The organism is Sporomusa rhizae (assembly GCF_041428845.1).
GTDB lineage: Bacteria > Bacillota > Negativicutes > Sporomusales > Sporomusaceae > Sporomusa > Sporomusa rhizae.
In genome coordinates this window covers 5,151,365-5,164,295 of sequence record NZ_CP156925.1, presented here as the reverse complement: position 1 = coordinate 5,164,295, position 12,931 = coordinate 5,151,365, and the positions used below count along the sequence as shown (strand labels likewise).

Below are 12,931 nucleotides of genomic sequence, written 5' to 3'. Positions count from 1 at the left end.
CTCGTTAATTATAAAATACTGTAATTCGTTGCTATTGTCAACAGTTATTGATTGCTATCAGCAACCTTTTTATTGTCTAAATTAAAATAATGGTTAAGAGACGCTTCTTTGACATAGATAAAAGCCATTCGTCCAGGCAGTTACTTAATCGCCTTGAAAGGGGGAGACAAGGCTATAGATCGATTTGTATTGTACAATATGAGGCTACCGCTGATAAATGCTTGGACAATAAAGGGACGGCACATCTATCCGACAAAGCAGTGATGAAATATTTGAATGAATTAGGGATTTCCAGTAGCAGTGCATTACAGAGGATGGAAAAGGAAGAGCGAGATGCTATAATAAGAAAGATGAAGGCCATGCAGGATGTCTCGATAAGGCAGTTATCAAGGATAACTGGGATATCGAAGAGCGTGATTGATAGAATCTGATTGGGACAATGAACCTGTCCCCTTGTCCCTCTCCCCTTGTCCCTCCAGTGGGCAACGATGATTTTACGAGATTTTGCCATTCGCGGCTATGTATTGGACAAAGAACGGTTTATACAGGACAGGTTGTATGAATCTGATTTTAATAAGCATATTAAGAAGTTTTTCGCAAATGAACATGGTGATAAAGATTCAAATTAGAGAATGCCTAGTAGGAAAGGAGTAAACATAAATTGAAAATTCGTTTGGGCGTAATTGGCGATGAAGCATGCATAAAAATTGTTGAAGAAATTAGCAATGAATATCCGAAATTCTCAATTCGTTATTTTACGTTTAATACTAGGGAAGATACCGTTTCTATTATACAAGCGCAAGAGGATGAAACAGACATGTGGCTGCTGTTGGAACCGTGCGCTTATTTATATGTGAAAGAGTGGGGCGGGTCGAGAAAGCCGCTTTTTCATATTCCATATCGCGGTGCAAGTCTCTTCAAGACGTTGTGTGAAATATTTTACAACGCAAACCTTGCAATTCAAGATATCAGTTTTGATACAGTTCCTTATAATGATATAAAACGTGGTTTGGCAGAGATGAATATCCAATGTGGTGATACCATTTTTGTTAATGACTTTTGTGTGCAGACGCCGGTAAATGAAGTATTTCAGTATCATTACGATTTGTGGAAAAACAGTAAGACAAAGGCGGCCGTAACCTGCATAGACAAGGTTAAAGATATGCTGAAGGAAGCCGGAGTGCCGGTTTACCGGGTTTTGCCGGTGCGGCTTAGCATTCGAAGTATGTTTTATAATATGTTGAGGGAATTTGATTTGCAAATCGTCAAGGATGCACAAATTACAGTTCAGGTATTTGAGTTTTGCATTTTGACTGATGACGAAAAGGTGTACTCTACTGATGAAATATATAATGAGGAAATTAAGCTTACGCAAAAACTTATTGCTTACGCCAAGAAAGTACGAGGATCTTTAAAATCAGTCGGGCAAGGAAAATTTTTTGTTTTTACAACACGTGGTTTATTGAAATACATCACTGACAATTTTAGTGCAATTCCCCAAATAGAAGAATTTGAAGCGAGTGAACACAAATTGATTGCATGCGGCATCGGCATAGGCTTGTCGGCATATGAAGCAGAGTTTAATGCGACAACAGCTTTACGGAATGCCAAACGATATGAAAAGGGTACTTGGATGATTGTTTTTGATGATAAAACTATCACGGGACCGCTTGGGAAAAAAGAACAGTTAACCTATTCGCATTTCTCGGATGAGCTCCAGAGTATCAGTTACAAAACATCGATTAGCGTTGCCACTTTGAGTAAAATTGTTGGGATTATGGAGAAAAAAAAGAGCGATACGATTAGCGCACAGGACTTGGCGCAATATATGCATATTTTACCGCGTAGCGCGAGGAGGATCATTGCCAGGTTGGAGGAATGCGGAATTGCCATAGAAGCGGGGGAGGAGAATCCAAACCCGCGCGGTCGACCTAGAAAGCTATATTGCATGAAATTGGGACAGGCTTAACATGCCTGTCCCAATTTCATGTCGGTATGCATTTATGAGTTGGCCTATATTTACAAGTATATTTTGGGATGATAAAATAATTATAGTCGTGACCGAAAATAGTCCCTTAAATAAAATATAATATACGCGGTGGTGTTTGCTGGGAAAACATTTGAGTTTTACAATCGGTTATGTATGAAGGAAAAAGGAGTGTGGTTATGCAAATAGCAGCAGGTGTTTTAATTATTTGCGGGATGCTTTACATGTTGGCTAAACGTTATGAAACAAGAATGGTATTGTTTGGGGCCGGTCTTTTGCTGGCGTGCGTTGCTGGCAATCCGGCGGGAGCTTTGGTTGAGTTTTCAAAATCAATGAAGCAAAGTAACATATTTGAAGTTATTATAGCTAGCATGGGGTTTGCTGCGGTCATCAAAGCAACAGAGTGTGATAAGCACTTAATTGCTGTGTTTATAAAGATTTTAAAGAAAATGGGGCCGTTTTTGATTGTTGGCGTTTCATTAGCAACAACGATTGTGAACATCTCCATTCCTAGTGCTGCAGGAACGTCTGCTGCAGTAGGAGTTATTTTCATTCCGCTGCTGATTTCGGCGGGGGTGCCTGCGCCAGTTGCAGCGGCTTCCATTCTGGCAGGTTTATACGGCGGCAATTTAAATCCCGGCCATGTACATCCAACGATTGTTGCGGAATTGGCTAAAAGCACGCCTATGACTTTTGTATCTACGGTTGCAGTACCGCTCATTGCTTCTGTTGTCGCAAGTTCAATTGTGCTGATGTTAACTTCAAGGTGGATAAAGAAACAGCAAAAACAGAACGCAAGTATCGAAAAGCCGTACGAAAATGAACAGGGTAAGCTTGAGAATTTCAAATTAAACTACTTATATGCCATACTACCGCTTTTCCCGCTAATTATTCTCTTTATCGGCAATACGCAAATGATTCCGGCGCTTAAAATGGAAGTGTCTCATGCAATGATTATCGGCGGAATGCTTACACTTCTGATTACTCGCTCGAATCCGCAGAATGTCACCAAGGTCTTTTTTAAAGGCATGGGGGATTCGTTTGGTGAGATTTTTGGTTTAATTGTTACAGCCAATATATTCGTTGCAGGCCTGCAGGCACTAGGCTTAATCAAATTTTTGATTAATTATATGACTACTTCTCCGGCGATTGCTAAGGCGGCAGCTATCTTGGGACCGCTTGGCATGGCTATTATTTCTGGTTCAGGAGAGGCGGCGTCAATCGCATTTAACAAAGCAGTTAGTGTGCATGCGTCGCAATTTGGTATGGATGTAATGCATATGGGGTCATTAGCCGTATTGTCAGGTGGAATTGGGAGATCTATGTCGCCTGTTGCCGGTTGCGTTATTATTTGTGCAGGTATTGCAAAGGTTAATCCGCTTGATGTTATAAAATACAATTCACTGGCCATGATAGCAGCGCTTTGCGTTGCGATTGCATTACTCCTGATTTAAATGGGTAAACGGTGATCAACTAGGAGAAGGCGGTACGAAATGAAAGAGTTATTAATTGTAAAAGAGTTTATTGAACTTGTTAAAATTGATGTGCAATCACGTAATGAAAGAAGGATTGCCGATGTTTTAAAAGATAAATTAACTGCGCTTGGTCTTGCGGTCACGGAAGATGATTCGGCGATAAAGGTTGGTGGCAATGCGGGGAATATTATAGCCCGCTTAAAGGGGGAGCCCGGCATTCCGACCGTGTTGCTTTCGGCGCATATGGATCGCGTAATGAATTCTGGTAATATTAACCCGGTCGTTCATGCGGATACAGGTATTATTACGAGCGATGGAAACTCAATTCTGGCAGCTGACAATATCGCCGGTGTGTGTGCCATCTTAGAAGGAATACGTAAAATTAAAGCAAACAATACGCCGCACGGTGACATCGAAATAGTTTTTTCAGTATGTGAAGAGATAGGAGTTGTAGGTGCCAAGCATCTTGATTTTGAACAACTGAAGGCGCAGATTGCGTATGTTTTTGATGCGCCAGGCAGAATTGGGCGTATTATTACGCAGGCACCGACAAAATGCAAGATTAAGGTTGGCGTAAAGGGACGGAGTGCCCATGCTGGCAATGAACCGGAAAAAGGCCTGAGCGCCATTAGAGTTGCGGCAGTTGCGTTGAGTCGGCTAAAGGAAGGGCGCATTAGTCCGTGTACGACTTCAAACTTTGGGTCTTTTCATGCCGGAAACGCTACTAATGTTGTATGCGATTATGCTGAGATTTTGGGAGAAGCCCGCAGCACTAATGACTACGAAATGGAACAGTATTTGCAAGAAGTAAAGCAAATCTTTGCAGCCATCGCAGATGAATATCAGACTGAGATCGAAGTGAGTATGCAAATGCTTTACCGCGCCTTTTCGATAAATGAGACGGATGCAGTTGCCCAGATTGCCGCCAGGGCAATGCGAAATATTGGTATCGAAGCCAATTTTACGTCTGGCGGCGGCGGTATGGATGGTAACCATTTCAATGCCAACGGCATTCAGGCAATTGGCATAGCCTTGGGGTATTCTAAGAATCATACGCAAGATGAACAGATTGTCATTTCCGACATGGTGAAATGTGGAGATTTAATTCAGGAACTAGTGAAAGAAATATATAGGTCTGCTAGTAGGTAAGACGGACAGGAAAAAGAACTCAAATTGGAGGCGATAAAACGTGTCAATTTCTATTGTTGCAACTGGCGATGCATTACTTACGCAGCGGTTGCCGCGTAATGATGAAAGCTGCTTGAAAATCAAGACTTTGTTGGAACAAGCGGATGTCAGGTTTACGAATTTCGAACTGCAAATTCATGACTTTGAAGTATCTCCTGCTGCTGTTAGCGGCGGAACTTGGGTTGCGGCCCGTCCGGCAGTTATTCAGGATTTGAAATGGCTCGGTTTTAACATGTATGCCTGCGCTACCAATCACGCGCTGGACTGGGGACAAGAAGGATTAGTAACTACCATGAGGCACTTGGAAAATGCAGAATGTATTTATGCCGGTGTCGGTAATAACATGGCGGAAGCAAGCCAGCCCCAATACCTGGACACGCCAGAGGGACGGGTTGCACTGATTAGCGTATGCTCTACAGGCAAAGACTGGCATATTGCCGGTGAACAGCGACCAGATGTTAAGGGTCGTCCGGGAATCAATATGCTGCGATTTAATGCGATACATTATCTGCCTAAAGAAGATATCGAGAAATTGAAAACAATCGTAAATAAAACAGATGTTAACGCCCGGCGCTTGCAATTGGAAAGAGAAGGGTTCGCTAAGCCGGAAGAAGGTTTTGCCATTGGTAATATCCGTTTTGAAGTTGGCGATACTGGATCGGTTACTACATACAATAAAAAAGATGCTGATCGCATTGTAAAAGCGATTAACGAAGCGAAACGTCAGGCTGATGTCGTTCTTGTAAGTCATCATGTCCATGAATTTAAAGGGGCAACAAAGGATATATCCGCCGACTTTACCCGCGATTTTGCCAGATTATGCATCGACAGCGGTGCTCATGCTTATCTTGGGCACGGGCCACACATTTTGAGAGGCTTCGAAGTCTATAAAAATCATCCGATATTTTATAGTTTAGGCGATTTTATCATCCAAAACGATTCAGTTGAAAGGCAACCAGCGGATTTCTATGATATTTACGGCTTATGCGCGGATAATACGCCTTCGGACGGATTTGATGCGCGCAGCGGCAATGGGACAAAAGGGCTGGTGGTGAACCGCAAGGTTTTTGAATCGGTTATCGTCTCGTTTAAAGTGGAAGATGGAGAAATTGATTGCGTGGAGATTATTCCGATTACACTCGGTTTTGAGAAAAAACGATCAAGAAAGGGTAGACCGGAATTAGCTGCTGTCGAAGACGGTGAGCGCATTTTAAAAGACTTAGCTCAACTTTCAGCAGAATATGAAACGAAAATAGAAATTAAAGACGGACGTGGTCATATTCGATTGTAGAGTCTTTATAATTTCACTATAACTGTCTTGGAGGAATATGTATGGGTTAGCACCGGTAAAAGTCAATAACAAATGGGGATTTGTAGATAGGAAAGGAAAGTTAACTCCTTGGAGTTATTAATGCGGTGAGACTAAAAAAACCTGCCAAATTTCGTTAGTTTGGCAGGTTTTTTGTTTTTTTAGGGGAAACAATATGACTTTTTACATATATAAAAGTGAATCAAGGAATCAATCTCTGATTTATGCTTAACTAGCTGGTTTTTGTTTCCACCGGTAGCCAGGGAGTGCTTGTTGTAGGAAAAATATTATGTGCCCAAAATTTGGTTATGTCTTCTTTGGAAACAGGTTTACTTATCAGATAGCCTTGGATTGCATCACAACTGTATTGTTTCAGATAAGTGATCTGTTCCGGCCGTTCAACGCCTTCGGCAATGACACGTAAGCCCATTTGTTTGGCCAGCATAATAATGGAGCCTATGATACGATCTTTGCTGTTAACTTGCAAAATATCAGAAACAAAGGTCTTGTCAATTTTCAAGACATCAATCGGCAGCTGCCTTAGATAGGTGAGGGATGAATAACCGCAGCCAAAATCATCTAAGGCGATTTTAACGCCAGTTTGGCGGATTTCCAGCAGTGTAGATATAATCTGATCAAAAGACTCGATTAAAACGGATTCAGTAATTTCCAGCATGAGATAGTCAGGAGGGAGGTTTTCCGTGGTTAACACATCACACACCAGTGCCGCAAAGTTATTTTGCAGGAGCTGTATAGCAGAAACGTTGACAGAAATATGAAAATCACGATAGCCTAGTTCGTAAAGCTCTCGCAAAAAATGGCAGGCATTTTTTATGACCCATGTGCCGATCTCAATCATTTTGCCGGATTCTTCGGCAATGCCGATGAATTTATCCGGTGCAATAAGCCCTTTGACCGGATGCTGCCATCTGATCAAAGCTTCAAGCCCGCTTAGATGTCCGGTCTGCAGATCAATAATAGGCTGATAGTATAACATGAACTCGTTAGTTTCAATCGCTTTATGCAAATCATTCTGAATGCTGATTTTTTTTAGGACTGCCTCACCCATAGCATTGTTATAGAAGGTATAGGTCCCTTTTCCCGCTTCTTTGGAATGATACAAAGCCATATCGGCACTTTTAAGAAGATCATCGCAGCTTGACGGGATGTCGGGCGAAAATACTATGCCGACACTGGCATTAATGTGAAAGTAGTTATTTTCTATGTAATAGGGCTTGGATAATGTTCTAATCATGTTTTGCGCAAACTGTTCCGACTTTTCCTGTTCGTTATAATAAGGACAGATGATGATGAATTCGTCGCCGCCAAGGCGAAAAGCTATCGCCTCTTTCTCTATTATTTCGCATAACCGTCCGGCTACCGCAGCTAATAATTTATCACCGGTTGAATGGCCGAAAGAATCATTTACCATCTTAAAGTTATCTAAATCTATAAAGAACAAAGCCGTATCTTGCCTGGTTTTTATTAGTTCATTTACTTTTTCCTGAAATGCTGCCCGGTTGGGCAGCCCGGTAATGGTATCATAATAGGCAAGCTTATTTATTTTTTGCTTCTGTGCTGTTAATTCATCAAAGTTCTGCCGTAGTATTTTTTTTGATGCAGACATTTCCTTATACAGGGCTGAAAGTTGTTCATTATTAGTTATGAGGTTTGCTTCCACTTTTTTTCTTAGTCTTATCGTATGGAAAAGATAGAGGATTAAAGTCATAAGCAGTAAAAATACCGCACCTATTATATGAATTTGTGTTTTATAGGTTTCATATGTCGAAAAGGGCTTATTAATGATGATAGTGTTTTCAGGCAGCCGTTCAGGCGGGATTGCGAATTTTGTTAAAACACTATTGTCAAAGGAGTAATAGACGGACTTTTCGTCTACGATTGGCGTGGCATTAATATCTTGTCCTGCTAAGATTTTTTTTGCGAGGTTGCCGAGCATCTGCCCATGCAGGCTAGGACTCAGTAGGCTTCCTCCTATGGGACCCTGGCCGAGTATTGATTCGGCAGTAGTAAAGACAGGCACAGCACTTGTTTTACAAAGCCTGCTTGCAAAGTCTGTTATTGATAGTGACGGGCCGGATGCGTCGAGATTATAGGCATCCATAAGGATAATGCTATGGTTGTCCAGCTTTGAAGCAATTTTGCATATCTCCTCAAATGAATAATCGCTGAGGTCGTGCAGAACAATACTGCTGTCTATCGCAGCACAGGCGGCTTTTATTAAATTCCCGAAAATGACACCGGTTTCTGTCTTGTCGTGTACAATATATATGTCTTTAATTTCAGGTACCATTTTTTTTGCCGCGGCAATAGTGCCTTCCGGATCCGCTTGTTCATATATCCCTGTTACGTTACTGACTCCGGCCAGCAACACATCGCTGGTTTCTTTATACACACCGCCGAAAACGATGGGCGCGTCAGAAAAAAGTTCCTGGCGGTGTTTAAGCGCAAAGAGTAAGGCGGCATCATCGGTGGTTATAACCATGTCGATTTTTTTTGCGGCGTACTTATATTTATAATAGTTATATAAATATTCCAGGTTTTGTTCGGTCGGGTATTGTTTCCAGTCCATATATTCAATACACAGCGATACACCCTGATCTGCGCTAAATGCTTTCTGGAGGCCTTCGCATTCTTGCGCAGACCAGTCATGATTCTGGCTGTAGGAATTAATAATTAATACATTCTTATTTAGATCACCGGCACTTGCTAGAGGTGCATAATTGAAAAATCCGAATAATGCTAGTAGGAGAAATACTATTTTTCTGAATTCGGTACTTGTTCTCAAATATTGCATCTCCTTATAAGACATATCAAATAATATATGCGCTAAGAGAATAATATGTAACAGCTTTCTACAGAAACATAAATTTTCCTTTTAAAAATGTAAGTGTCCTAGTAGAGCTCATAGCAATACCGGATCGTGGTACAGGTAATCTACTTTCAATCAAATGAATTCGTTATCCAGGACTCTCCTCGCTCGTATACAAGAGGCCTCAATCCTTTGTTTTTAGGGATTGAGGCCTTGCCTTTGGAGGGAGACATCAAAATGAAGTATAGAGGGCATGGATGTATTGCATAATGGGCAGAATAACTGCCAATGTACGAAATAACCAAAGGAGACCAAGAAAAGCATGATTAATAAAGTCGGAAAAGTCACAGTATATGTTAATGATCAGGAACAGGCAAAAGATTTTTGGGTAAATAAAATCAATTTTGTTTTAAAGTTTGAACAACAGATGGGGCCAGATGCATCTTGGATAGAAGTCGCTCCAAGTAAAGATGAATTTACTACTTTAGTACTATACTCGAAATCACTTATGGAAAAGCAAAATCCGACCAAGGTATCTCATCCGAGTATTTTATTTAGCACAACTGATATCGAATCAACTTATGAAAAAATGAAGCAAAATGGAGTAATAGTTGCGGAAATGTTACGAATGCCTTTTGGCACAATGTTCACATTTAAAGATCAGGACGGCAATGAATATTTGGTAAGGGAAGATAAAGGGTGACAGCGGGAGGGGGTTATGGTTACGTGAGATATCAGTGGTTATAATAAAATTAAAGCGGAGAATTCCTCGATTGGAATCTCCGCTTATTTTTTACGTTGCTATTGTTCTCCCTTTTTAATTATGCTAGGCTTGTTTTGAGAGCATATAAGGGAGGGTTGAATATGGTTGAAGGTATTAGCCATCTAACATTTATCGTGAAAGACCTGGAATGTGCGACACGATTTTTCAAGTTCGTTTTTGATGCTGAAGAAATCTATGCAAGCGGGGATAAAACATTTTCGCTAACCCAAGAAAAGTTTTTCCTGCTTGGTGGTCAATGGATTGCAGTAATGGAAGGGGACTCGTTATCTGAGCGCACTTATAATCATGTTGCCTTTAAGATCCGGGAAGAAGACTTCGACATTTATAAATCACGCGTGGAAACGTTAGGCTTAGATTTTAAACCACCGCGCCCACGCGTGGAAGGCGAAGGCCGTTCACTGTATTTTTACGATTTTGATAATCACCTGTTTGAATTACATACGGGTACACTAACAGAACGGTTAGCAAGATACTCTAGAGGATAGGGTGCAGTGCTTTTCCTAATGCAGAGGCCTGTTCCATTAGGCGAGTATTTGCTGCGATTTCGCCTGCGGCAAGGGCGTTGCCGTGAACTATGCCCACGAGATTGGCCTGGGCATAATTAAACTCATCTTTCAACGCATTTATGGCATTTATTGCGCCAGATTTATATTCATCAGAATCTCCATAGGTTAACACTACGCCAACCCGCTTGCCCTTAAGTGCCTGGGATACGGCGTAACACCTGTCCAGAAACAGCTTTAACTGCGCCGAGACATTGAACATATAGATTGGACTGGTTATAAGCAGGGAGTCGGCTTCTGGCAGTTGGGGATATAAAAGATGCATATCGTCTTTGATGACGCACGTATTAAGGTTGTTTCTCTTGCAGGAATCACAGGCCTGACAGGGGCGAATGTTCATGCCATTTAAATAAAAAGTCTCATAAGTTCCGCCGGCGGCGGTTATTCCTTCGATGACCTTGTTTCCCAGAATGGCGCTGTTGCCGTTTTTTCGCGGACTGCCCAAAATGACGAGAGTTTTATTCATAATATTTTACCTCCAAAAGTAATGGATTTTTTTATGGGAAATTCTTCTAGAGCGCAAATGGATATTCCTTCCAAAACGTAAAAAGACCTGTAGTCCTTTTGGCTACAGGCTTTATCATTTATAGGAAGTTTCGCGGCAAATGCAGTGAACTAAAGCAATCAGCGGGGAATAACCCTGCATTATGGCAATCATTCAGGATTAAAAGTTTGGGAGGTATCTTTTAATTTATGGAGATTGTCAATGAAAGCTGTAAGCGAACTGGTCATGAGAGAATCTTGATGATATATAAACGATGTAATTACGAAAGCATCTTTCTTATGGATAGGATAACACTTAACAATACCGCTTTTGGTATATTCCTCGGCAAACGTTTTTACCATTATAGATACCCCGAGATTTGCTTTGACGTAATTCATCATATTATCAAGAGTATCCAGCGATGTTATGTTACTAGGAAAGATCCCTTCTTCTTTAAGCCATAGATCGAGTTTCGTCCGATAAAAACAGCCGGTTTTATGCAGGAACAGCTTCGTATCATATAAGTTAGCAAAGGAAAGAACCGGCGGGTGTAATGGTCCTGCAACAAATACCAGTTCCTCTGTAAAAAGCGGCTGTCGGACGATAGCGGGATGGTTAACGGGTCCGCCAACAAAAGCAACATCAATTTTTCTTTGCAAAATCATGGAAACCAGGGCTTCCGTCGTATCTGAAAATAACGAGATATTTACCTTAGGGTACTGTGTATGATATTCGGCAAGAATACCGGGCAGTCGAACGAAAGCCGTTGATTCAATGGCACCTACCGAAATTGATCCGTTGGGAATGGAATCATGCTTTACCGCTTTTTCCGCTTCTTCTAATAGTATATTTATTTTATTTGTGTAGTCCAGAAGGGTCTTACCCACCGACGTCAGAGTGATACCACTCCGGTTCCGATAAAAAAGCTGAGTTTGGAGATCTTTCTCTAAATGCTGAATTCGTGCCGAGACATTTGATTGAACATAATTCAGGGCATGGGCTGCCTTGGTCATGCTGCCATATTGCGCTACGGTACGAAATATCATCAAGTCATTTACATTCATCAGGGGCTCCTTGTATTATCATAATAGATATTTAAAAGCAATTTCTAACAACAATATAGCAGATGTTCGATAGGAAGGAAATATGGCCAATGATTACGCAGGCCATCACTGTCGATGATGACCTGCGTAATTTTTAATCGTTTTATCTGAATCGCCTTTAGGATTTATAATAGAATTAATTCATAATTTGAAAAATATGCCGGCTTCTTTAGTTGGGAAATAAGGAAACCAAATATCTATATTGTTATGATTGAGAATTCATAATAACTCATAAAAAAATGGAGGGTTTGCCATGACGAAAAAAATAGTTCCTGTGATTCATACTGTGGTTTTTAGTGCGGGGCCTGGCGGTGGTAATCCGTGTCCGGTCGTATTTGACTGCGAACAATTTACTGGTAGAGAGATGAGACTTTTTGCTGCTCATTATATGGAAGAAACCGCTTTTATAATTCCCTCGGAAAAAATCGATTGTGATATACGGCTAAGATATTTTGTTCCTAATCATGAAATGGAGATGTGTGTGCACGCGACGATGGGAGCGATTGCGGCGCAGGCTCATAAGTCCGTGTTTAATAAAAAGGAAGTTCAGGTTGAAACTTCTATGGGGAAAATATCTGTACTTTATGAGCAATGCGACGGTTACTACGAAGTCACTGTGGGACAGTTTTTACCTCGTTTCTCTACGGATAATCCAAATATTTCACAGGTTGCGGCCGCACTAAATATAAGCGAAGAAGCCTTTGACCTCACCTTTGGGCCTATCCAGTCTGTATCCACATCGCGGGCTAAATTAATGGTGCCAATAAAGGATAGAAAGACGTTGGACTCATTATCGCCGCAATTTGAGTATTTATGGCAGCTTTGTGCCGAACATAACATTACCGGATTCTATCCTTTTACAATTGAAACGGTACAAGGAAAGACGGTTATTTATGCCCGGCAATTTCCTAACAGAGCGGGCTATAATGAAGATGCAGCCACCGGTTTGGCTGCATGTGCTTTAGGGGCTTACTTATCGCAATACGACATCATAGGTTCGAAGGTGGATGGTTGGCATACCTTTGAAATCCATCAGGGCTATGCCATGGGGAGGCCAAGTGTATTATATGCTGAAATATTGATTAGGAATGAGGAAATATCTGACGTAAGAATTAAGGGAAAAGCGGAAATAACTAGGGAGGAATTACTCTCTTTTCCATTTGAATAGTTAGTACTACAATAAAAGTATCTTTGTTATCTTAGAAAGT

The 12,931-nt window shown here is 41.2% G+C and carries 11 protein-coding genes; 8 read left to right on the top strand and 3 right to left on the bottom strand.

The window, feature by feature from the left end:
* Positions 1–488: 488 nt before the first annotated feature.
* From SRRS_RS24135 to SRRS_RS24115, 5 genes are all read left to right on the top strand, one after another.
* Entirely contained in the window at positions 489–629 is a 141-nt protein-coding gene (locus SRRS_RS24135; RefSeq protein WP_371363964.1) for a hypothetical protein, read from the top strand.
* Positions 630–661: 32 nt separating this feature from the next.
* A complete protein-coding gene (locus SRRS_RS24130) occupies positions 662–1,969 on the top strand; it encodes a helix-turn-helix domain-containing protein (protein ID WP_371363963.1) in 1,308 nt (435 codons plus the stop codon).
* 197 nt (positions 1,970–2,166) lie between these two features.
* On the top strand, positions 2,167–3,441 hold the full coding sequence (gene dcuC / locus SRRS_RS24125; RefSeq protein ID WP_371363962.1) for a C4-dicarboxylate transporter DcuC: 1,275 nt from the start codon (positions 2,167–2,169) through the stop codon (positions 3,439–3,441).
* 39 nt (positions 3,442–3,480) lie between these two features.
* A complete protein-coding gene (locus SRRS_RS24120; RefSeq protein ID WP_371363961.1) occupies positions 3,481–4,611 on the top strand; it encodes a M20/M25/M40 family metallo-hydrolase in 1,131 nt (376 codons plus the stop codon).
* A 40-nt stretch (positions 4,612–4,651) separates the two neighbouring features.
* Positions 4,652–5,941, top strand: coding sequence for a CapA family protein (locus SRRS_RS24115; RefSeq protein ID WP_371363960.1), 1,290 nt, complete (start codon positions 4,652–4,654; stop codon positions 5,939–5,941).
* Between the two features lie 250 nt (positions 5,942–6,191).
* Here SRRS_RS24115 and SRRS_RS24110 read toward each other — a convergent pair whose 3' ends face one another.
* Entirely contained in the window at positions 6,192–8,765 is a 2,574-nt protein-coding gene (locus SRRS_RS24110; RefSeq protein ID WP_371363959.1) for an ABC transporter substrate binding protein, read from the bottom strand.
* Positions 8,766–9,111: 346 nt separating this feature from the next.
* Between SRRS_RS24110 and SRRS_RS24105 the strand changes: the two genes are divergently transcribed.
* On the top strand, positions 9,112–9,492 hold the full coding sequence (locus SRRS_RS24105; RefSeq protein ID WP_371363958.1) for a VOC family protein: 381 nt from the start codon (positions 9,112–9,114) through the stop codon (positions 9,490–9,492).
* A gap of 161 nt (positions 9,493–9,653) precedes the next feature.
* The gene (gene fosX, locus SRRS_RS24100) at positions 9,654–10,058 is read left to right on the top strand and encodes a FosX/FosE/FosI family fosfomycin resistance hydrolase (protein ID WP_371363957.1); all 405 of its coding nucleotides are present in this window, start codon (positions 9,654–9,656) and stop codon (positions 10,056–10,058) included.
* Here fosX and SRRS_RS24095 read toward each other — a convergent pair.
* Both SRRS_RS24095 and SRRS_RS24090 read right to left on the bottom strand, forming a co-directional pair.
* Positions 10,048–10,602: a flavodoxin family protein gene (locus SRRS_RS24095; RefSeq protein WP_371363956.1), complete on the bottom strand. Its 555-nt coding sequence runs from the start codon at positions 10,600–10,602 to the stop codon at positions 10,048–10,050. The two genes, fosX and SRRS_RS24095, sit on opposite strands and share 11 nt — an antisense overlap.
* 188 nt (positions 10,603–10,790) lie before the next feature.
* A complete protein-coding gene (locus SRRS_RS24090; protein WP_371363955.1) occupies positions 10,791–11,684 on the bottom strand; it encodes a LysR family transcriptional regulator in 894 nt (297 codons plus the stop codon).
* Between the two features lie 292 nt (positions 11,685–11,976).
* Between SRRS_RS24090 and SRRS_RS24085 the strand changes: the two genes are divergently transcribed.
* Positions 11,977–12,891, top strand: a complete 915-nt coding sequence (locus SRRS_RS24085) for a PhzF family phenazine biosynthesis protein (RefSeq protein ID WP_371363954.1) — start codon at positions 11,977–11,979, stop codon at positions 12,889–12,891.
* Positions 12,892–12,931: the final 40 nt, after the last annotated feature.